Annotated in this window: 21 protein-coding genes; 13 read left to right on the top strand and 8 right to left on the bottom strand. The window is 76.2% G+C overall.

Going from position 1 to position 19,149, the window contains the following annotated elements; genetic code table 11:
- Positions 1 to 23: 23 nt before the first annotated feature.
- Both GA0070609_RS10525 and GA0070609_RS10530 read right to left on the bottom strand, forming a co-directional pair.
- On the bottom strand, positions 24 to 809 hold the full coding sequence (locus tag GA0070609_RS10525) for a spermidine synthase (RefSeq protein WP_088993640.1): 786 nt from the start codon (positions 807 to 809) through the stop codon (positions 24 to 26).
- A 125-nt stretch (positions 810 to 934) separates the two neighbouring features.
- Positions 935 to 1,915: a DUF2267 domain-containing protein gene (locus GA0070609_RS10530; protein WP_088993641.1), complete on the bottom strand. Its 981-nt coding sequence runs from the start codon at positions 1,913 to 1,915 to the stop codon at positions 935 to 937.
- 213 nt (positions 1,916 to 2,128) lie between these two features.
- Between GA0070609_RS10530 and GA0070609_RS10535 the strand changes: the two genes are divergently transcribed.
- Positions 2,129 to 2,443, top strand: a complete 315-nt coding sequence (locus GA0070609_RS10535) for a hypothetical protein (RefSeq protein ID WP_088993642.1) — start codon at positions 2,129 to 2,131, stop codon at positions 2,441 to 2,443.
- Between the two features lie 136 nt (positions 2,444 to 2,579).
- Here GA0070609_RS10535 and GA0070609_RS10540 read toward each other — a convergent pair whose 3' ends face one another.
- The gene (locus GA0070609_RS10540) at positions 2,580 to 2,918 is read right to left on the bottom strand and encodes an STAS domain-containing protein (RefSeq protein WP_088993643.1); all 339 of its coding nucleotides are present in this window, start codon (positions 2,916 to 2,918) and stop codon (positions 2,580 to 2,582) included.
- A 172-nt stretch (positions 2,919 to 3,090) separates the two neighbouring features.
- On the opposite strand from GA0070609_RS10540, the gene GA0070609_RS10545 reads away from it, so the two are divergent.
- The 5 genes from GA0070609_RS10545 (at position 3,091) to GA0070609_RS10565 (ending at position 7,508) form a co-directional block, all read left to right on the top strand.
- Positions 3,091 to 4,815, top strand: coding sequence for a PP2C family protein-serine/threonine phosphatase (locus GA0070609_RS10545; RefSeq protein ID WP_088993644.1), 1,725 nt, complete (start codon positions 3,091 to 3,093; stop codon positions 4,813 to 4,815).
- A complete protein-coding gene (locus tag GA0070609_RS10550) occupies positions 4,812 to 5,861 on the top strand; it encodes a cobalamin B12-binding domain-containing protein (RefSeq protein WP_088993645.1) in 1,050 nt (349 codons plus the stop codon). The genes GA0070609_RS10545 and GA0070609_RS10550 overlap by 4 nt, the downstream gene beginning before the upstream one ends.
- A gap of 107 nt (positions 5,862 to 5,968) precedes the next feature.
- Complete coding sequence (locus GA0070609_RS10555) at positions 5,969 to 6,313, top strand: STAS domain-containing protein (RefSeq protein ID WP_088993646.1); 345 nt, start codon at positions 5,969 to 5,971, stop codon at positions 6,311 to 6,313.
- Positions 6,314 to 6,387: 74 nt separating this feature from the next.
- Positions 6,388 to 6,834 carry a response regulator gene (locus GA0070609_RS10560; RefSeq protein WP_088993647.1) on the top strand — a complete coding sequence of 149 codons (447 nt, stop codon included), beginning with the start codon at positions 6,388 to 6,390 and terminating at the stop codon, positions 6,832 to 6,834.
- A 182-nt stretch (positions 6,835 to 7,016) separates the two neighbouring features.
- On the top strand, positions 7,017 to 7,508 hold the full coding sequence (locus tag GA0070609_RS10565; protein ID WP_088993648.1) for an ATPase: 492 nt from the start codon (positions 7,017 to 7,019) through the stop codon (positions 7,506 to 7,508).
- A gap of 63 nt (positions 7,509 to 7,571) precedes the next feature.
- Here the strand turns inward: GA0070609_RS10565 and GA0070609_RS10570 are convergent, their stop codons facing one another.
- The 3 genes from GA0070609_RS10570 to GA0070609_RS10580 all read right to left on the bottom strand — a co-directional run bounded on the left by GA0070609_RS10570 (position 7,572) and on the right by GA0070609_RS10580 (position 10,167).
- Complete coding sequence (locus tag GA0070609_RS10570; RefSeq protein ID WP_088993649.1) at positions 7,572 to 8,414, bottom strand: hypothetical protein; 843 nt, start codon at positions 8,412 to 8,414, stop codon at positions 7,572 to 7,574.
- Positions 8,415 to 8,712: 298 nt separating this feature from the next.
- Positions 8,713 to 9,141 (bottom strand): OsmC family protein, encoded by a 429-nt coding sequence (locus GA0070609_RS10575; RefSeq protein ID WP_088993650.1) that lies wholly within the window; start codon positions 9,139 to 9,141, stop codon positions 8,713 to 8,715.
- Positions 9,142 to 9,219: 78 nt separating this feature from the next.
- Positions 9,220 to 10,167, bottom strand: a complete 948-nt coding sequence (locus GA0070609_RS10580) for a serine/threonine-protein kinase (protein ID WP_088993651.1) — start codon at positions 10,165 to 10,167, stop codon at positions 9,220 to 9,222.
- A 192-nt stretch (positions 10,168 to 10,359) separates the two neighbouring features.
- Here GA0070609_RS10580 and GA0070609_RS10585 point away from each other — a divergent pair, with 192 nt between their 5' ends.
- From GA0070609_RS10585 to GA0070609_RS10595, 3 genes are all read left to right on the top strand, one after another.
- Positions 10,360 to 10,593: a hypothetical protein gene (locus GA0070609_RS10585; protein ID WP_088993652.1), complete on the top strand. Its 234-nt coding sequence runs from the start codon at positions 10,360 to 10,362 to the stop codon at positions 10,591 to 10,593.
- Positions 10,594 to 10,662: 69 nt separating this feature from the next.
- Positions 10,663 to 11,400: a response regulator transcription factor gene (locus tag GA0070609_RS10590; protein WP_088993653.1), complete on the top strand. Its 738-nt coding sequence runs from the start codon at positions 10,663 to 10,665 to the stop codon at positions 11,398 to 11,400.
- Entirely contained in the window at positions 11,378 to 12,856 is a 1,479-nt protein-coding gene (locus GA0070609_RS10595; RefSeq protein ID WP_088993654.1) for a sensor histidine kinase, read from the top strand. Before GA0070609_RS10590 ends, GA0070609_RS10595 begins: the two co-directional genes overlap by 23 nt.
- 3 nt (positions 12,857 to 12,859) lie before the next feature.
- On the opposite strand, the gene GA0070609_RS10600 is transcribed toward GA0070609_RS10595, so the two are convergent.
- Positions 12,860 to 13,714, bottom strand: coding sequence for an arginase family protein (locus tag GA0070609_RS10600; RefSeq protein WP_157748111.1), 855 nt, complete (start codon positions 13,712 to 13,714; stop codon positions 12,860 to 12,862).
- An 85-nt stretch (positions 13,715 to 13,799) separates the two neighbouring features.
- Here GA0070609_RS10600 and GA0070609_RS10605 point away from each other — a divergent pair, with 85 nt between their 5' ends.
- Positions 13,800 to 14,486 (top strand): helix-turn-helix transcriptional regulator, encoded by a 687-nt coding sequence (locus tag GA0070609_RS10605; RefSeq protein ID WP_088997639.1) that lies wholly within the window; start codon positions 13,800 to 13,802, stop codon positions 14,484 to 14,486.
- A 79-nt stretch (positions 14,487 to 14,565) separates the two neighbouring features.
- Here the strand turns inward: GA0070609_RS10605 and GA0070609_RS10610 are convergent, their stop codons facing one another.
- A complete protein-coding gene (locus GA0070609_RS10610) occupies positions 14,566 to 14,967 on the bottom strand; it encodes a VOC family protein (protein WP_088993656.1) in 402 nt (133 codons plus the stop codon).
- A 169-nt stretch (positions 14,968 to 15,136) separates the two neighbouring features.
- On the opposite strand from GA0070609_RS10610, the gene GA0070609_RS33585 reads away from it, so the two are divergent.
- The 3 genes from GA0070609_RS33585 (at position 15,137) to GA0070609_RS10620 (ending at position 18,879) form a co-directional block, all read left to right on the top strand.
- Positions 15,137 to 15,286, top strand: a complete 150-nt coding sequence (locus tag GA0070609_RS33585; RefSeq protein ID WP_167183181.1) for a hypothetical protein — start codon at positions 15,137 to 15,139, stop codon at positions 15,284 to 15,286.
- Between the two features lie 10 nt (positions 15,287 to 15,296).
- A complete protein-coding gene (locus tag GA0070609_RS10615; protein WP_088993657.1) occupies positions 15,297 to 16,721 on the top strand; it encodes a class I SAM-dependent methyltransferase in 1,425 nt (474 codons plus the stop codon).
- A gap of 112 nt (positions 16,722 to 16,833) precedes the next feature.
- On the top strand, positions 16,834 to 18,879 hold the full coding sequence (locus GA0070609_RS10620; protein WP_231928617.1) for a sulfatase-like hydrolase/transferase: 2,046 nt from the start codon (positions 16,834 to 16,836) through the stop codon (positions 18,877 to 18,879).
- Positions 18,880 to 19,149: the final 270 nt, after the last annotated feature.

Raw genomic sequence — 19,149 nt, forward strand, 5'->3', positions numbered from 1 at the left:
GCGCGGTCCGGCGCGGTCAACGCTCAGGCGAGGGCGGCGTCGGTGGCCGGGCGGGCGCCGGCCACGAACGTGTCCAGGGCCGGGCCGTGCAGCACGCCGCCGGGCACCGGGTCCCGGAGGGCGACCACCGCCAGCCGCCCCACCGGCAGCCGGCCGGGTCGCCGGGCGGCGGCCAGCACCAGGTTGCCGTAGCGCCGGCCGCGCAGCATCCGCCGGTCGGCGACCAGACAGACGTCGGCGAAGGCGGCCCGCAGGGTGGCCACCTGGACCCGGGCGAAGACCAGCGGCGGCAGGTCGGTCACGTTGACCAGGTAGATGCCCTCGGGTCGCAGGACGCGGGCCGCCTCGGCGGCGAACTCGACGGTGGTCACGTGCCCGGGCATCCGGGCCGCCCGGTAGATGTCGGCCAGCACCAGGTCGTACCGCCCGGTCGGGGCGTCGGCCAGCGCCGCGCGGGCGTCGGCGACCTCGATCCGCACCTGCGGCGGGAGCGCCGGCAGCTCCCGGGTCACCAGCTCGACCACCGCGGGATCCCGCTCGACGACCAGCTGCGCCGAGCCGGGCCGGGTGGCGGCCAGGTAGCGCGGGAGGGTCAGCGCCCCGCCCCCGAGGTGCAGCACCTCCAGCGGGCGGGCGGCCGGCGCCGCCAGGTCCGCCACCGCCGCCATCCGCCGCACGTACTCGAAGTGCAGGTGGCGCGGGTCGGTGACGTCCACGTACGACTGCTCGACGCCGGCGGCCAGCAGCGTACGCCCGCCGGGGCGGGCCGGGTCGGCGACCAGCTCCAACCGGTCGGCGGCGCGGTCCATGGCGGGCACGCTAGTCGACGCGCCCGGCCGGCGTGGCGGGCGGGCCCGCCGGGCCGCCGGCGCGGGACGCCGCGCACCACGCGCGGGGACCGGGCGGCGGCCACGGCCCGCGGCCCCGCGGGCGGTCAGCCGCTGTTCATCCCGGCGCCCACCTCGTCGATCGCGGCGTCGACGGCGTGCGCCAGGTCGACGTCCCGCGCGGTCACCGCACGGGCCTGCCGGGACCGGACGGTCACCACCGCGGTGGTCGGGTCCACCCGGCCGATCTGCGGCCCGCGTCCGGTCTCGTCCCGGAGCTGGTCCAGCCGGGCCAGCACCCGGTCCAGGTTGTCCGGGGGCAGGGCGACGGTACGCGACAGCGAGCTGGTGTCACCCGACCAGTACGGCAGGTCGCCCAGCGCCGCGCGGACCTCGGCGTCGCCGAGCGTGGGGGTGCTGGTGGTGGCGCCCACCAGGCCACCGCCGGGCTCGGGCGGGGCCAGCAGGTCCCGCAGGCTCTCCGGCACGTGCAGCGACGCGACCAGCTCGCCGTCCTGGTCGCCCAGCGCGGCCAGGGTCGCCTCCGCCTGGTAGCGCGCCTGCTCCGGGGTGTTGCCGCTGATCCGGCCCACCTCGGCCAGGAAGCCGGACAGGTCCTGGGGCCGCCGGATGCCGTCGACCGGAACGACGTCGTGCAGCTTCGGCGGCACCGCCGTGAGCAGCCGCTGCCGTTCCGCCTCGTCCAACACCTGGGCCAGGACCAGCACGGTCGCCTCCGCACCGACCTTCGCGGTACGGAAGTCCGCGCCGGTGCGGCGGGCGACGTCCTCGACCAGCCGGCTGTAGCCGATGGTGGCCTCCGCCGGCGTACCCGGGCCCGGTTCCGGGCGGGGTCGGGGGTTCTCCGGGATGCCCGCCGGCGGCGGCGCCGGGCCGCCCCGGGTGGTGTCCGGCTTGTGCCGGCTGCCGGCCGCCGGCGGGCCGGCACGCTTGCCCCGGTCCAGCTTGGTGAGCTGCTTCGTGGCGCTCAGGCTGGCGCCGGTGTCGCTGGCCCGCATCCCGCGCTCGCGGGCCTGCCGGGCCAGGGCCCGGCGGCGTTGGTTGTCGCCCTCCATCTGCTTGCGCATGGTGACACCTCGCTTCCGCTGGTGTTCCCTCGCTTCCGTCGGGCCGCCTTCCCGCCGTCGCCGGGACCGAAACGGACGCCCCCGGTCGGGCCGCGCCCGACCGGATCGCCGCTGACAGCTTCATCCCGCCGGGGTGAGGGACGCTCACCCGGGCGCCGCCGACGATCGGGGCGGACCGGGAAACTTCCGAGGTACGCGGAAGGGAAGGTCGTCATGAAGAGGATCGTCGAGATCGTGCCCGCCCGTCCCGGCTGGTACGCCCGCTGGCGGCTCTCGCCCGAGGACACCCGCTGCTACCCGGTGAGCCTCTGGGCGTTGCTGGAGGAGGCCGACGGCACCGGACGCGAGGTGGTCGGGGTGGACTGCATCGGGCAGTGGCCCGGAGCGGACGACAACGAGGCGGGTGGGGAGTTCGTCCGCTATCTCTTCCAGACGCCCGACTCCGGTCCACCGGACGACGCGGAACCACCCGCGGCGCCCCGCCGTGGCACGACCGGGCCACGATTGCAGCCGGTCGCCACGCCCTGAGCCATCCTCCGGCCCCCGACCCCTGGTCCCAGGGTCGGGGGCCATCCCCCCGCTCGTGCGTCGGGTCGGCCCGACGAGTGGCTCGAGCCGACCGCGGTCCGCGCGGACGATCGCGGCGAGTGGGCGCGGGTGAGCCTCAACCGGCGGCGCGCATCCCGCCCGCGGCCGGGCGCTCCACCCCGAGCAACTCGGTGAGGCCGGTGCGGTCCAGCAGCGAAGCCAGCTGCGGGCCGACCCCGGTGAGCCGGACGATGTCGCTGCGGTGCACCACCACGAGGGCACTGAGCCCGGAGGAGTCGCAGAGCGCCACGCCGGTCAGGTCGATCACGAGGTCCTGGCAGCCGTCGCGGCGCACGTTCTCCGCTGCGGCGATCAGCTCCGGGGCGGTGTCGAAGTCGAGTTCGCCGGCCAGCCGCAGCCGGACCCGGCCGGCGTCGAGCCGGTCCACCTCGATGGTCAACAGCTGGGCGGCCATCCTCCCATGTTCCCAGCTACCGGCCAGGAGGCAACCCGGGGGGCCCGCGGGCCCCCCGGCGTCGCGTCGGGTGGCGTTACCGGCGGGTCGGCGTAGGGTGGGGTGCGCGGATCCGACCAGCCCTGCCGGGGCGGCGTAGCGCGGTGTCGATGGGGAGAGTGGGGCTCAGCTGGTGACTGCTACCGACGTCAGGGACTGGGACCCGGGCGACGGTCGGATCTCCACGCCGGGCTCCGCCCGGGCGCCGGGGCGCCCGGCCGGGCCCGCGCTGCCCGCCCTTTCGCGCGACCGCGCGCCGAGCCCGGTCGACTGGTCCGAGGTCGTCGAGCACTTCCGTGAGGGACTGGTCGTCTGTGACGCCCGGGGCGTCGTCCGGCACCTCAGCCCGGTGGCCGAGCGCCTGCTGCCCGAGGTGGTCGCGGACGAACCGCTGGCCACGGCGGGCCTGCCGGAGCTCACCGCCGGTGCCGAGTTCAGCCACCACGGCCGCCGGTTGCGGACCCGGCTGGTGCCGCTCTCCGGCGGCCGCTGCTGCTGGTACGTCGAGGACGTCACCGAGAGCGTGACCCGCGCCGACGCGCTGCTCGCCGAGCGGGCCCGCTCGGCCTTCCTCGCCGTGGCGGGCGAGAAGCTCGGCAACCCGCTGCACCCCGACCGGGCCGCCGCGGCGGTGGTCCGGCTCGCCGTGCCCACCCTCGCCGAGGTGGCGGTGCTGGTGCTCGCGCCCCGCTCCGGCCGGGCCCGCTGGTGGCGGGCGACCCGGGCCGACGACGAGGGGCACGCCGTCGACAGCGGCGTGCTCGCCGCCGTGGACCTGCCGGCGGCGATCGCCGAGGGGCTGGACGGCGGTGAGCCGCACGCCGTCGACTGGCTGGTCGAGCAGGCCGCCGAGGCCGGCTGGCTGCCGGGCCTGGCCGCCGCCGACGTCACCGCCCGGGTGGTGCCGCTGCCCGGCCGGGACGCGCCGGCCGGCGTGCTGCTGGTCGCCCGCCCGGCCACCCGGTGGTACGAGCCGGCCGACGTCGACCTGGTGCGTGCGTTCGCGGCCCGGGCCGGGGCGGCGCTGACCACCGCGCTGCTCTACCGCGACCAGGCCGAGGTCGCCGACACCCTGCAGGCCAGCCTGCTGCCGGTGGAGCCGGCCGAGGCGGCCGGCGTGCAGTGGGGCACCGCCTACCGGCCGGCCCAGGCCGGGCTGCGCATCGGCGGCGACTTCTACGGCTCGCACCGGCTGGCCGACGGCGGCTCGGTCTTCTTCCTCGGCGACGTCTCAGGCAAGGGGGTCGAGGCGGCGGTCTTCACCGGCCAGCTGCGCCAGTGCCTGCAGGCGTTGCACCGGGTGGAGTCGCAGCCGGCCCGGCTGCTGAAGCTGCTCAACGACGCGCTGCTGGAGACCACCCAGGCGCACGGCCAGGGCCGGTTCGCCACCATCGTGCTCGGCGTGGTGCGCCCGCACCGCGACGGCGGCCTGACCCTGACCATGGCCGGCGGCGGGCACCTGCCGCCGCTGGTGCTGCGGGGCTGCGGCACGGTCGAGCCGGTGCCGCTGTCCGGGATGCTGATCGGGGTGGTGCCCGACCCGCGCATCGGCGAGGTGACCGTCCATCTGGCGCCCGGGGAGACCTGCCTGCTCTACAGCGACGGTGTGACCGAGGCCCGCGGCGGGCGGCGCGGCGACGAGCAGTTCGGCACCGACCGGCTGGTCACCGCGCTCACCGGGTGCCACCGGATGCCCGCGCCGGCGCTCGCCGAGCGGGTCGAGCAGATCACCTGTGACTGGCTCGCCCACGGCGACCACGACGACATCGCCGTGCTCGTCCTGCGCGCCGCCGGTCCGGGCGCGCGGCCGGCCCGGCACCTGCACGCCGTACCCGAGACGAGGGAGATCCGCCCGTGACCGCGGCGACCACCGAGGCCGATCCGGCGGCCGCCTTCCCGACCTACCTGCACTGCCTGCAGGAGGCCGACGAGTACGCGGCGGTCGAGGTGGCACGGGGCCTGCTCGACGCGGGGGTGCCGGCCGAGCGGGTGCTGCTCGACCTGGTCGCCCCGGCCCAGGCCGAGGTGGGGGAGCGCTGGGCGCGCAACGAGTGGAGCGTGGCGCAGGAGCACGCCGCCACGCACATCAGCGAGCGGGTGGTGGCCGCGATCGCCGCGTACGCCGATCCCCGCCCGACCCGGGGCCGGGTGGTGGTGGCGTGCATGGACGGCGAGTGGCACGCCCTGCCGCCCCGGCTGGTCGCCGAGGTGCTGCGGCTGCGCGGCTGGCAGGTCACCTTCCTGGGCGCCAGCGTGCCGGCCGCGCACCTGGTGTCGTACCTGCACCGGCACGACGCGCACGCGGTCGCCCTGGCCTGCGCGCTGCCGATGCGGCTGCCGCACGCGCACCGCATGATCGAGGCGTGCCGCCGCTCGGACGTGCCGATCGTGGTGGGCGGGCGCGGGTTCGGTGTCGACGGGCGGTGGGCCCGCCGGCTCGGCGTGGCCTGGGCGCCGGACGCGCCCTCGGCGGCCGACCTGGTCGCCGACGAGCGGTCGTTGCGCCGGACGCCCCCGGCGCAGCTGTCCCACCTGGCCGACGACGAGTATGCCGGCCTGGTCCGCCGGCGCGGCGAGCTGATCGACGGGGCGCTGGCCGACCTGCGGGAGCGGATGCCGGCCAGCCGCGACTACACCCCTGCCCAACTGGACTCGACGGTCAGCGACCTCGGGTACATCCTGGACTTCCTGGCCGCCGCGCTCTACGTGGACGACGCCACCCTGTTCACCGACTTCGTCGTCTGGATGGCCGACATCCTCACCAGCCGGGGCGTGCCGGCCACGGCGCTGCCGACGACCCTCGGGCACTACGCCGGGGTGTTGCGCGACCACCCCCGCGCGGCGCGCTTCCTCATCGCGGCCCGGGCGTCGGTGATCCCGGCGCGCGGGGCGGACGCGGCCTGACCGCGACCGGTTGGCGCCGACCGACGCGGGTCACGACGGGCGTCGCCACCCGCCCTATACTTGCTCTACTGCAAGCGCCTGCCTGCGGTGGAGCGAGGGAGATCCCGGTGACGTTCACCGTCAGGCACACCGAGCGGGACGGCGGGGCCCGGCTGTGGCTCGCCGGAGAACTCGACCTGAGCACCGTGGGGGAGCTGGTCGCCGTGCTCGACCGGCTCGCCGAGGCGGGGACCCACCGGCTGCTGGTCGACCTGAGCGGGTTGACCTTCTGCGACTCGACCGGCATCGCCGCCTTCGTCCGGGGCGACAACCGGGCCGCCGCGGCCGGTGGTCGGCTGCGGCTCACCGGCGCCACCGGTCGGGTCGCGCGGCTGCTCCAGCTGACCGGCCTCGGCGACATCCTCGGTGACGATTCCGACATGACCGACCCGGCGTCACAGACCGCGTCGTGATGGGCTAGATTTCCCCGCCAGCCGCGGTGACCGTCAGGTCCCGTCCCGTCCCCGCCGACCAGAGGCAGGTAGTGATGCCTTCAGACACCCCGAGTCCGGTTCGCATCCTGGTGGTGGACGACGACCCGGGCGACGTCCTCATGATCGAGGAAGCGCTCGCGGACTCCGACGTCGACAAGGTCATCGACGTGGTGGGCGACGGCCAGGAGGCGATGGAGTTCCTGCGCCGCGAGGGGCGGCACACCGACGCCCGGCGGCCCGACGTCATCCTGCTCGACCTCAACATGCCCCGGATGGACGGGCGGCAGGTGCTGGGCGAGGTCAAGCGGGACGCGGACCTGCGGACCATCCCGATCGTCGTGCTGACCACCTCGAACGCGGACACCGACATCGTCAGCAGCTACACCCTGCAGGCCAACGCGTACGTCACCAAGCCGATCGACCTGGACGACTTCAACGACGTCGTGCGCCGGATCGACGAGTTCTTCGGCCGGGTCGTGGTGCTGCCCAAGCGCCCCTGAGGCGTCGCGCGTCCAGTTCGCCGCCCGGGCGGACGTATGGTCCGCGTCGCCGGCCCGGGCGGCAACACCGGCAGCGGCCGCCGCTCGGATGCTGAACATTTTTCCCGAACCCGCTCGGGCGTCGCCGCCAGCGCCGAGGATCCAGGTGGGGAAGAAATACCAGCTGCCTGGGGGGCGACAGGATGAGGTTCTCCGTCGTGGACATCGGCTACGACCAGCGGCAGGTGGATTCCTGCCTGGACGAGCTAGGGATCCGGCTGACCCGGTTGGCGGCGCGGGCGGAGAGCGCCGGAGGCGCCGGCCGGGAGTGGGACCTGATCCGGCAGGAGGCGACCGGACTCTGCGGGCTGCTGCGGCGGCTGGAGGCCGGCGGCCCGGGCACCGGCCGGGGCGGAGCCGCCGAGCTGGAGCGGGAGGCGGCCGAGCTGCTCGCCCGGGCGCGCTTCGAGCTGGACGCCGCCCGCGAGGAGGCCCGGCAACTGCGCGAGCAGGCGTACGACGACGCGCTGCGCGCCCGGCGGGAGTTCGAGGCGGCGTTGCTGGACCGCCGACGCCGGGAGGCCCGGGCCGACGAGATCCTCGGCGGCCTGCCGACCGAGCCGGTCCCGGCGGACACCCCGACCGCGGCCGCGGCGGTCACCGGCTCCGGCGTGCCGGCCCACGGCCGGCGGTGACCCGGGCACGGCCGGGCCAACCACCGGACGCGGCGGGCCGATGCGCTGGTGCGCCGGTGCGACTCAGACGAGCGCCGCCACCACGGTCGTGGCCCGCCCCTCGTGCTGGGCGTACGCGTCGGGGAACGCGGAGATCTGCACGGCCTGGGCGGCCGCGGTGACGCTCATCTCCTGCCAGCCGGGGATCTCGCGCAGCGCCTCGTAGAACGCCCGGGCCGCGTAGGCCGGCCGCATCAGGTCCTTCACGGTGCCCCAGCCGCTGCTGGGACGCTGCTGGAACAGGCCGACGGAGTCGTGGTCCCAGCCGATGGCCTGGTGCGGGTAGTTCTGCGACTCGGGCAGCACGCCGCTGGCGTAGTTGTAGAGGTTGCTCTCCTGCATCGCGGTGGCGATCGCGACCACCAGCCCGCGGCGGGGGATCTTCATGTCCACGCCGACATCCACGATGATCTTGGCGTTGTCCATCTGCGCCTGGGTCAGTCCGGCGACCGGACGGGGGCGGCGGGGCTTGGCGGGCTTCTTCGGGGCCTTCTTCTTGGTGGCCGAGGGGGTGGGCTTCGGGGTCGGGCTGGGGCTGACCGGCGCGGGGGAGGTGGCCCGGTCCAGCGACCGGGAGGCGGCCTGGTCGGCTGCCGCGGCCCGCTCGGCCACCGCCTCGGCCAGTGGCTCGCGTGGCGCGTCGTCGGTCCGGACGACGGCGATCGCGGCCACGCCGAGGCAGCAGGAGACGCCGGTGGCCAGCGCGACCCGGGCGGGGGCCGAGGTCAGCAGGGCGCGGACGCCGCGCCGGGGAGGCTCCGGGGCGCGGTGACGGCCGATCGTCCGTTCGGATGATGCGACATCGGACGGAGGGGTATCCGGCCGTTCCTGGGTCAGCTTCTGGTCGAAGGGGTCGTCGGGGTGCACCCGCCGAGGCTAGAAATTGCTTCGCCCGTTGCCACCGTTCTGGTTGGTGGCATGCGTCACAATTTCGCCCGATCTGACGGACGATCGAGGGCGCGAATCCGCTTAGCTCACATCACGCAATTGTCCGTCTTTCCGTTCATGTCGTATATACCCGTCGGTAACCGGCACTTGGTGGATCTTGGGACGGATCCGCACGATGATCGACCGCCTCCATCGAACAGAGGGGGCCGCCGTCGGCCGTTCAGGTGAGGCGAGCCTGGCCGGGCGACCCATCGCGACCGGCCCGGCACGTCGGTCGTCAGTGCCGGCCGTTCTCCGCCGGGGTGACCGTGAGCCGGTGGCGGCTGCCGTCGCCGCTGGAGAACGGCCACAGCCGGTCGGCGTGCTCGACCAGCTGGGCCAGCTGCTGCCGGCTCAGCCCCGCCGAGGCGATGGAGGCGTGCACATCGGCCCGGTACCGGCCGTCGTCGTCGCGACCCAGCTTCGCCTCCGCGCGGACCTGCACGGTGTGCGCCTCGTCGGTGATCCCCCCGGCCGCCTCCACCGCCGCGTGGTGCAGGCAGGACGCGAAGGCGGCGGCGAGCAGCTGCGACGGGGTCAACCCGGTGCAGTGCGGCGCCAGCGGGGACGCCAGCGTGGTGGAGAGCACCTCGTCGTCGGTGCGTACGTGGCCGCCCTCGGCGGTCGCGGTGGCTGTCTCGTTGAACCAGGAACTCGGATCCGGCATCGCGTTCCTCCCGTCACTCCCCGCCCGGCTACCCGGCCGGTGTCCGGTGAAACCGCAGGACAGGCCGCGTCCGGGCGGTCAGCCGGCGCGGCCGGACAGGTCGGCGGCCGCGGCCACCTCGGTCGCCTCGGCGGCGGCCCGCTCGGTCCACGGGGAGATCGCCGCCCGCCGGGGGCGCGGCGGGGTCGGCAGCCGCATCGGCACGTACACCCGGGCGTCCACCGCCTCGGCCAGCACCAGCGCGGCCATCAGGCTGCTCGGCCGGGCCGCCGGGTCGTCGGCGAGGCACCGCTCGCACAGCTCGGCCACCTCCGCCGGCAGCCCGTCGACCGCCGGCAACGGCCGGGGCGGTTGCCGGCGCCGCGCGCCGATCAGCTGGGTCATCGTGCCGGCCTGGTACGGCAGCTCGCCGACCAGGCAGTAGTAGAGGAGCACGCCGAGGGCGTACATGTCGGCGGCCGGGGTGGCCGGCGCCCGGTCCAGCTGCTCCGGCGCCAGATACGCGGGCGTGCCGACCAGCATCCCGTCGGGCATCGGGTCCGGGGTGCCGGCCGGGGTGGCGATGCCGAAGTCCAGCACCTTGACCCCGGCCGGGGTGAGGATCACGTTGGCCGGCTTGACGTCGCGGTGCACGATGCCGTGCGCGTGCGCGGCGGCGAGGGCGGCGCTCACCTCGGCGCAGACCCGCACGGCGATCCGCCAGTCCAGCGGCCCGGCCCGCAGGTGCTCGGCCAGCGTCTCGCCCTCGGCCAGCTCCATCACGAGGTAGGGCACCTCGCGGCCGGGCAGCGCGGCGCAGGTGCCGAAGTCGTGCACGCTGGCCACGTTCGGATGCACCAGCCGGGCCGCCGAGCGGGCCTCGGCCCGGATCCGCTCCACCGAGGCGTCCTGCCCCTCCTGCCCGGGCGAGATCAACTTCACCGCGACCGCTCGGTCCAGCACCGCGTCGTGGGCCCGCCAGACCTCCGACATGCCACCGATGCCGATGCGCTGTTCGAGCCGGTACCGCCCGTCCAGCGTCCTCATCGACCGCTCCTCGTGTCCGTGGCGCCGCCCGCGCGGTGCCTTGGGCAGCGGTACCCGGGCCCCGATCAGGGCAAACCGCCGTCCGATCCGGCGCGACCGGGCGCGTCCGGCGCGGCGGACGGGTAGCTTGCGAGCCAGAGCGGTGTCCGGGCCCGGGCGGGGCCGGCCGCGCGGCGCGCAGGAGGTCGGGCGATGGGCGAGGTGACCGTACGGTTCGTCGGCGGACCCGCCCACGACCTGGTCCGCCGGCTGCCCGCCGACGACGATGGCGCGCCACCGCCGCGGTGGGTCCTCAGCCACCCCGACGGGGCCGGCTCGGTCGCCGCGGGCGGGCCGGACCATCTCTACCAGCGCGGCCGTCCCGACGGCGGGGGCACCTGGACGATGACCTACGTGCGCACCGACCCGGTCGGGGTGACCGAGTGACCCGGCCACACAGCTGGCACACAGCGGACGCACACCTGGGCCGTAGGCTGGCCGGCCACCCTTGGGCCCATGGGAAGCGAGGGGCAGACCCGGGTGGAGTTGCGTCGCCCGGACGGTGAGCCGGTCCGGGTGCTGGTGGTCGACGACGAGCCGACCCTGGCCGAGCTGTTGGCGATGGCGCTGCGCTACGAGGGCTGGCAGGTCCGCACGGTCGGCGACGGGTCGGCGGCGTTGAGCACCGCCCGGCAGTTCCAGCCGGACGCCGTGGTGCTCGACGTGATGCTGCCCGACCTGGACGGGTTCCAGGTGCTGCGGCGGTTGCGCGAGCAGACTCCGACCGTCCCGGTGCTCTTCCTGACCGCCCGGGACGCCGTGCAGGACCGGGTCGCCGGGCTGACCGTCGGCGGCGACGACTACGTCACCAAGCCGTTCAGCCTGGAGGAGGTGATCGCCCGGTTGCGGGCGCTGCTGCGCCGGTCCGGCTTCGCGGTGGCCGCGCGGGAGGAGGCGGTGCTCACCGTCGGTGACCTCAGCCTCGACGAGGACAGCCACGAGGTGCGCCGGGCCGGCGAGTTGATCACGCTGACCGCCACCGAGTTCGAGCTGCTGCGCTACCTGATGCGCAACCCGCGCCGGGTGCTGAGCAAGGCGCAGATCCTGGACCGGGTCTGGAACTACGACTTCGGCGGCCAGGCCAACGTGGTCGAGCTCTACATCTCGTACCTGCGAAAGAAGATCGACGTCGGCCGCGAGCCGATGATCCACACGTTGCGCGGCGCGGGGTATGTCCTCAAGCCGGCCGGGTGAGCGCGCCGGCCCGCCGGCGCGGCTGCGACGCTGGCCGGCCGGCTGGTCGCTGCGTACCCGGCTGGTGGTCACCCTGGTCGCGCTGCTGGCCCTGGTCAGCGTCGGGATCGGCGGGCTCACCACGGTGGCGCTGCGGCAGTTCCTGGTCGACCGGGTCGACGCCCAGCTGGTGCCCGGCGCGATGTCCCGGGGCGACCGCCCGTTCCCGCCGTTCGGTGCCGGCCTCCCGCCGGGGCTGCCACCCGGCTCCGTCGTCGCCACCGTGGTCGACGGCACGGTCACCGAGGCGCGGACGCAGAGCGGCAACCGGGCCGGGGGCGAGCCGCTGCCGGTCGCGGAGGTGACCGCGCTGGCCGGGCTGCCGGTGGGCGCCGCGCCGCGCACCGTCGACCTGGGCGAGCGCGGCGACTACCGGGCCGTGGCCCGGCAGCTGCCCACCGGGCGCACCCAGGTCGTCGCGCTGCCGCTGGCCGGGGTGCAGGAGACCGTCTGGTGGATGATCGCGGCGCAGGCCGGGGTGGCCACCGCCGGGCTGCTGGTGGCCGGCTCCGCCGGCGCGCTGATCGTCCGGGCCACGCTGCGCCCGCTGCGCCGGGTCGCCGCCACCGCCGGCCGGGTCAGCGAGCTGCCGCTGGACCGGGGCGAGGTGGCGCTCTCCGAGCGGGTGCCCGCCGCGGACACCGACCCGCGTACCGAGGTGGGCCAGGTCGGCGCGGCGCTGAACCGGCTGCTCGGGCACGTCGGCGCCGCCCTCGCCGCCCGGCAGGCCAGCGAGACCCGGGTTCGCCAGTTCGTCGCCGACGCCAGCCACGAGCTGCGCACCCCGCTGGCCGCGATCCGGGGCTACGCCGAGGTCGCCCGGCGCGGCCGGGACCAGGTGCCGCCCGACGTCGCGCACGCGCTACGCCGGGTGGAGTCGGAGAGCGCCCGGATGACCAGCCTCGTCGACGACCTGCTGCTGCTCGCCCGGCTGGACGCCGGCCGGCCGCTCGCGGCCGAACCGGTCGACCTCACCGCGCTGGTGGTGGACGCGGTCAGCGACGCCCACGTCGCCGGCCCGGAGCACCACTGGCGGCTCGACCTGCCGGACACGGTGATCCGGGTGCCCGGCGACGCCGCCCGGCTGCACCAGGTGCTGGCGAACCTGCTGGCCAACGCGCGGGTGCACACCCCGCCCGGCACCACCGTCACCACCACCCTGCGGGCCGGACCGGACGCCGCCGTGCTCACCGTGGCCGACGACGGTCCGGGGGTGCCGGCCGGGTTGCAGCCGGAGGTGTTCGAGCGCTTCGCCCGGGGCGACAGCTCCCGCTCCCGGACGCACGGCAGCACCGGCCTGGGCCTGGCCATCGTGGCGGCGGTGGTTGCCGCGCACCACGGCACCGTGGCGCTGGACAGCCGACCGGGCCGGACCGTGTTCACCGTCCGGCTGCCGGACCCGCTCGCCGGCGGGTGACGGTCAGGGCACGAGCAGCTCGGCGAGCACCTCGACCACCCGTCGCGCGTGCCGCCCGTCCGGGTCGAGGTCGACGTTCAGGTCGGTGACGCTCATCCCGAGCAGCCGGTCGGCCCGCGCCAGCGGGGTCACCAGCGCGGTCAGCTCGGGCCAGCGCAGCCCGTCCGGCTCCGGGTAGCTGACCGCCGGCAGGTCGGCCGGGTCGACCACGTCCAGGTCGAGGTGCAGCCAGGCCGGCCCGTCGCCGGCCGCGGCCAGCTCCGCGCCGACCTCGCCGGGGCCCCGCCGCCGCAGCTGCGCCGCCGGCAGTTGGTGGATCCGCGGGTCGATCCGGTCCGCCTCGGCCCGGCCGGGGCCGTCGGCCGGCGGGCGGTGCCCCATCAGGTGCACCCGGCCCGGGTCGACGAGCGGCCCGTCCCGGCCCACGGCGGCGGCCGGACCGTGCCCGGTCACCACCGACAGGTCCATGTCCGCGCCCTCGCCGGTCTCCGAGCTGCGCCCGTCGTAGAAGTCCGGGTGGCCGTCGACGAACCAGAGCGTCACCGCCGGCGGCAGCGCCAGGCAGATCCCCGGCAGGATGGTGCAGTCGCCGCCGACCACCAGCGGCCGGCGGCCGATGGTGAGCAGCTCGTCGACCCGCTCGGCGATGGCCGCGCCGGCCCGGCGGACCTGGGCCGCGCCGATCAGCCCGCTCTCCAGGTCACGGACCGGGTCGTCGACCACCGCCTCGACCCGGCCGCCGTCCGCCGCGCCGAGCGCGGTGAGCAGCCCGGCGGCGCGCAGCGCGTCGGGGGCCCGCTGCTCGCCCCGGCCCCGCCCGGACGAGTCCAGCGGCGCGTCGACCACGACCCATCGCACACCGGCAGGGTAACGACGGCGCGGGCGCCCGTACCGGCGATCGCCGGGTCGTGCCCTCGGCCGGAGTCGTGGCAGGCTGGTCGGCGTGTATCGGGAACGCCCCGCGGGGTTCGCCGGCGCGGTGCTCTGGACGGCCACCACGGCCGGCACCGCGCCCAGCCGGGTGCTGCCCGACGGCTGCGTCGACCTGCTCTGGTCCAGCCACGCCGGGCTGCTGGTTGCCGGACCCGACCGCACCGCCCACCTGAGCACGGCCGTACCCGGTCAGCGGTGGGTCGGGTTGCGGCTGCCGCCCGGCACCGGCCCGGCGGTGCTCGGCGTACCCGCCGTCGAGCTGCGGGACCGGCGGGTGGCGCTCGCCGACGTCTGGGGTGACCGGGCGGTCGCCGGCCTGGCCGAGCGGGCCGCGGCCGATCCGACCAGCGCGCTGGTCGAGGTGGCCCGGGAGCGGCTGCGCGCCGCCGGCGGCCCCGACCCGGTGGGCGTCCGGGTCGCCGCGGCGCTGGCCGCCGGCGCCCCGGTGGCCGCCACCGCCGCCGAGGTCGGGCTCGATCCGCGCGCCCTGCACCGCCGGTCCCGGCACCTGTTCGGGTACGGCCCGAAGACGCTCGCCCGGATCCTGCGGATGCGCCGGGCGCTGGCGCTGGCCCGGACCGGCACCCCGCTGGCCGAGGTGGCCGCCCGCTGCGGCTACGCCGACCAGGCGCACCTCACCCGGGACGTACGCCAGTTGGCCGGCGTGCCGCCGACGGCGCTGCTCGCTCGCGGCTGACCACCCGCCCCGGGCGGCGGACCCGCGGCGGACCCGGTGCTCGGCCGTCGAGCGACCGGGTCCGCGTTCCGGCGTGCGGTCAGTCCGGGGTCTTCGGCTGCCGGGCGAAGAGGTCCACCCCGTTGCCGTCCGGGTCGAGCACCACCGCGTAGCGCTGCCCCCACTCGGCGTCCCACGGCGGCAGGTGCCCCTGGTAGCCCTCGGCGACCAGTTCCGCGTAGAGCCGGTCCACCTCGGCCGGGTCGGCGCAGCGGAAGGCGAGGCTGGCGCCCCCGCCCTGGCCGGGCTTCCAGTCCGGGTCGAAGGAGCGGATGACCTCCGCCGTGTCCCAGGCGAGCCGGAGCCCGCCGGGCAGGGTGATCTCCACGTGCGGTGCGGTGTCGGCGTCGGCCGGGATGTCGAGGCCGAGCCGGCGGTAGAAGGCGAGCGAGCGCGGCAGGTCGCCGCTGACCAAGCCGATGAGATCGAGTGTCGGTGCCATGCCGCCACGGTAGGGCCGGGCCCGGGTGGGTGTCTTGAACGAATCGGACGGCGGACGGATGGGCGATGTCGGCACACGAGGCGGACGCCCGACGTACCGTGTCAGAAGTCCGGCGTTCCGGTCATACCGGGGCGTCGGGTGTCGAGACGGCGAGGGGAAGGAGCGGTCGGTGAACCATCTGGCCTACCTGGACGCGGGGTCCGGCAGCCTGATCGTGCAGGCGGTGGTCGGCGGGGTGGCCGGCGCGGCGGTGGCCGCCAAGCTCTACTGGCGGCGGCTGGTCGACCGGTTCCGCCGCCAGCCCACCGACCAGCGCTGACCGGCCGGCGATGGCGATCTCCCACACCGGCCTGCGCCCCGAGCCCGGGTCGTTCCGCGACCCAGCGAACCGGGTCTTCCACTTCGGCGACGACGTGCTGCGCGGGCTCGACGCCCAGGCGGCCCAGGAGTGGCGGGCCCTGGCCGGCACCGACTTCTTCCCCGCCCTGCTCGCCGCCGGCAAGGTCTGCGGCACCGAACCCGCCGACCCGGCGCTGCTGCCCGCGAGCGACGGCTGGGCGGCCGCGCTCCGGCACGAGCGCATCCCGTTCGTCTCCCACCCGTACGAGTGGTCCTTCAGCATGCTGCGCGACGCCGCACTGCTGCACCTGGAGATCCTCCGTACGGCGCTGCCCGGCGGATTCACCACCAAGGACGGCTCGGCCTACAACCTCCAGTGGCGCGGCGCCGAACCGGTCTTCATCGACGTCGGCTCGTTCACCCCGCTGCGCGACGGCGAGCCCTGGGCCGGCTACCGCCAGTTCTGCCAGACCCTGCTCTATCCGCTGCTGCTCGGCGCCCACCTCGACCTGGACTTCCAGCCCTGGCTGCGGGCCCGGGTGGACGGCATCGACGCCGACCAGATGCGCCGCCTCTTCGGCGGCGCGCGTCGACTGCGGCCGGGCGTGCTCACCCACGTGCACCTGCACGGGGCGATGCAGAACCGGCACGCCGGCACCAGCACCGCCGACACCCGGGACCGGCTGCGGGACGCCGGCTACTCGCGGGAGCTGGCGCTGGCCACCGTACGCGGCATCGAGAAACTCGTCCGCCGGCTCGACCGGCCGGCCACCGCCAGCCACTGGTCGGCGTACCAGCGCACCTGCGGCTACTCCGCCGGCGACCGGGCCGCCAAGGAGGCGTTCGTGGCCGGGGCGCTGGCCGCCACCCCGCACGCCCGGCTGGTGCTCGACCTCGGCGCCAACGACGGCCGGTACGCCCGGCTCGCCGCCCGGCACGCCGACTACGTGGTCGCCGTGGAACAGGACCCGGCGGTGGTGGACGAGCTGTACCGGGCGCTGCGCGCCGACGGGGAGCGACGCGTCCTGCCGTTGGTGATGGACCTCGCCGACCCGTCGCCCGGCGGCGGCTGGCGGGGCGTCGAGCGGGCCGGGTTCGCCGACCGGGCCGCCGCCGACGTGGTGCTCGCCCTCGCCGTGGTGCACCACCTCGCGATCGGCCGCAACGTGCCGCTGCCCGAGGTGGTGGACTTCCTCGCCGGGCTCTGCGCGCCGGGCGCGCGGGTCGTGGTGGAGTTCGTCCACCCGGACGACCCGATGGCCCGCCGGCTGCTGGCCAACAAACCCGACGGGCTCTTCCCCGACTACCGGCGCGACGAGTTCGAGCGGCTGCTCGGCGCGCGGGGCCGGATCGAGCGCCGGCTGGAACTGCCGTCGGGCACCCGCACCCTGTACGCGGTGGTCGTGGGTGGCTGAGCCGCCACCCGCCCCGCCGCCCGGCCCACTCGACCCGCACCCGACCCCGTCCGATCCGGCCGCCCCAGCCTCCGGCACGCCGGCGCTCCCGAACGGACCGGTGCCCGCGCCCGTGGCCGGGCCCGCGAACCCCACGCCCGCCTCCCCGGTCCGGTCGGCGGCGGCAGGTCGCGAACCGGCGGCCGGGTGGCGGGCCGAACTGGGCCGGCTGCTGGAGGTGGCGGCGCTGGTCGGGCTGGTGGTCACCCAGCCGCTGCTCGACGTGCTCGGCCGCAGCCCGGACTTCTTCCTGTTCCACCGCGCCGACCGGGGCGAGATCCTGTTGCTGGTGGCGCTGATCGCGGTCGCGCCCACGCTGGCCGTGGGGCTGCTCGGCGCGGTCACCCGGCTGGCCGGCCCGGCCGCCCGCGCCGCCACCCACACGCTGCTGGTCGGGCTGCTGCTCGCTGCGCTGGCCGTGCAGGCCGGCCGGCACGGCACCGGGCTGCGGGGCGTACCGCTGCTGCTGGTGGCGGCGGTGGCCGGCGCGGCCGGGGCGGCGGCGCACCGGCGGTGGCGGGTGCCCGGGCGGGTGCTGCGGGTGGCCGCCGCGGGTCCGCTGGTCTTCGTCGGGCTGTTCCTGTTCGTCTCGTCCAGCTCGGCGGTCGTGCTGCCGCGCGGTGAGGGCGGCGCGGCCGGCGCGGCCCAGGGCGCGCGGCACCCGCCGGTGGTCATGCTGATCCTCGACGAGCTGCCGCTGGTCAGCCTGCTCGGCCCGGACGGGCGGGTCGACGCCACCCGCTACCCGCACTTCGCCGAGCTGGCCGCCGGCTCCACCTGGTACCGCAACGCCACCGGGGTCAGCGGCTGGACGCCGTACGCGCTGCCGGCGATGCTCACCGGCCGCTACCCGCAGCGCGGCGTCGCGCCGCACTACTCGCAGTACCCGGACAACCTCTTCACCGCCTTCGGCGGGCTGTACGACATCCGGGCCGAGGAGAGCATCACCCGGCTCTGCCCGCCCAGCCGCTGCGACCAGCCGGTCAGCCCGGAACAGGGGCTCGGCGTGCTGGTCCGGGAGACCGGCAAGCTGCTGGGACAGTTGGCCGCGCCGGTGGAGAGCCGGATCGACCCGGAGGACTCCTACCGGGAGCGCACCCGCGCCGAGGCGGGCCTGGACGCCGCCGAACCGGTCCCGGACGACCCGAAGTTCCGCTGGGACAGCCTGGACGACAACCAGCCGGCCCGGTTCACCGCGTTCCTGGCCGGCCTCAAGCCCACCGCCCGGCCGACGCTGCACTTCCTGCACCTGCTGATGCCGCACTCGCCGTGGTCGTACCTGCCGTCGGGGGCGCGCTACGACGCCCCCGAGGACCTGCCGAACGAGGGTGCCGGCTGGGTGGAGCTGGCCCGGCAGCGGCACCTCGCGCAGCTCGGCTACACCGACCGGCTGATCGGCGAGACGCTGCGTACGCTGCGCGCCACCGGCCTCTACGACCAGGCCCTGCTGGTGGTCACCGCCGATCACGGGGTGAGCTTCACCCAGGGCTCCCAGGGGCGCGGGATGGATGCGATCCGGGCCGCTCCGGACGAGGTGGGGTGGGTGCCGCTCTTCGTCAAGTCGCCCGGGCAGCGAGCCGGCCGGGTCGACGACCGCAACTGGGAACACGTCGACCTGCTGCCCACCGTCGCCGACGAGGCAGCCATCCGGCTGCCCCGGCCGGTCGACGGCCGGTCCGCCCGGCAGGCGCCCCGCGACCCGGCGAAGCACTTCTACGACCGGCCCGGCCAGCCGGTCCCGCTTCCCGGTGGGGTGCCCGGCCCACTCGCGCCGCCGCCCGTGCACCCGCTGGTCGGCACGACGGTGGGGGAGCGGCCGACCGGCGGCTCGGCCCGGGTGGCCGACCTGGCCGCGTTCGCCGACGTCGATCCGGACACCGGCCGGCTGCCGGCGCTGGTCTGGGGCGACCTGCCGGACCAGGTGCCGGACGGCACGCTGCTCGCGGTCGCGGTCAACGGCCGGGTCGGCGCGGTGGTCCCGGTGGTCGCCCGCGACGCCGGCGGTCGGCGCTTCGCCGCGCTGCTCGCCGACGACCGGCTCTTCCAGGTCGGCGCGAACCGGCTGGACGTCTACCAGGTCGCCACCGACGGCACGTTACGCCGGCTCGCCCTTTCCTGACCCCGCGTCGGACGGCACCCGACCGCACTTCTAGGGTGGGCCCGGCCGCGCTCCCACCCGCTCGGCGGTCGCGCTCCCACCTGCCCAGCGGCCGCGCTCCCACCGTGCGGCCGGCCGCGCTCCCACGGCGGTCCGGCCTGGTCAGGGCACGCGGTGGGCGGGGTTTCCCCGCTGGCTGGTCGGGAATCGGGTGACGCATGCCTCACCGCCGACCCACGGTGGGCGGTGTCCCGGGAACCGCGAATACGGTAGAAGCGAAGGCAATTCAAC

The organism is Micromonospora echinaurantiaca (genome assembly GCF_900090235.1).
GTDB lineage: Bacteria > Actinomycetota > Actinomycetes > Mycobacteriales > Micromonosporaceae > Micromonospora > Micromonospora echinaurantiaca.

What these genes read in the sequence shown, in the direction of transcription:
- GA0070609_RS10525 (WP_088993640.1), bottom strand. Translation starts at nt 809, where the DNA reads ATGGACCGCGCCGCCGACCGGTTGGAGCTGGTCGCCGACCCGGCCCGC.
- GA0070609_RS10530 (WP_088993641.1), bottom strand. Translation starts at nt 1,915, where the DNA reads ATGCGCAAGCAGATGGAGGGCGACAACCAACGCCGCCGGGCCCTGGCC.
- GA0070609_RS10535 (WP_088993642.1), top strand. Translation starts at nt 2,129, where the DNA reads ATGAAGAGGATCGTCGAGATCGTGCCCGCCCGTCCCGGCTGGTACGCC.
- GA0070609_RS10540 (WP_088993643.1), bottom strand. Translation starts at nt 2,918, where the DNA reads ATGGCCGCCCAGCTGTTGACCATCGAGGTGGACCGGCTCGACGCCGGC.
- GA0070609_RS10560 (WP_088993647.1), top strand. Translation starts at nt 6,388, where the DNA reads ATGCCTTCAGACACCCCGAGTCCGGTTCGCATCCTGGTGGTGGACGAC.
- GA0070609_RS10565 (WP_088993648.1), top strand. Translation starts at nt 7,017, where the DNA reads ATGAGGTTCTCCGTCGTGGACATCGGCTACGACCAGCGGCAGGTGGAT.
- GA0070609_RS10575 (WP_088993650.1), bottom strand. Translation starts at nt 9,141, where the DNA reads ATGCCGGATCCGAGTTCCTGGTTCAACGAGACAGCCACCGCGACCGCC.
- GA0070609_RS10580 (WP_088993651.1), bottom strand. Translation starts at nt 10,167, where the DNA reads ATGAGGACGCTGGACGGGCGGTACCGGCTCGAACAGCGCATCGGCATC.
- GA0070609_RS10585 (WP_088993652.1), top strand. Translation starts at nt 10,360, where the DNA reads ATGGGCGAGGTGACCGTACGGTTCGTCGGCGGACCCGCCCACGACCTG.
- GA0070609_RS10590 (WP_088993653.1), top strand. Translation starts at nt 10,663, where the DNA reads ATGGGAAGCGAGGGGCAGACCCGGGTGGAGTTGCGTCGCCCGGACGGT.
- GA0070609_RS10595 (WP_088993654.1), top strand. Translation starts at nt 11,378, where the DNA reads ATGTCCTCAAGCCGGCCGGGTGAGCGCGCCGGCCCGCCGGCGCGGCTG.
- GA0070609_RS10610 (WP_088993656.1), bottom strand. Translation starts at nt 14,967, where the DNA reads ATGGCACCGACACTCGATCTCATCGGCTTGGTCAGCGGCGACCTGCCG.
- GA0070609_RS10615 (WP_088993657.1), top strand. Translation starts at nt 15,297, where the DNA reads ATGGCGATCTCCCACACCGGCCTGCGCCCCGAGCCCGGGTCGTTCCGC.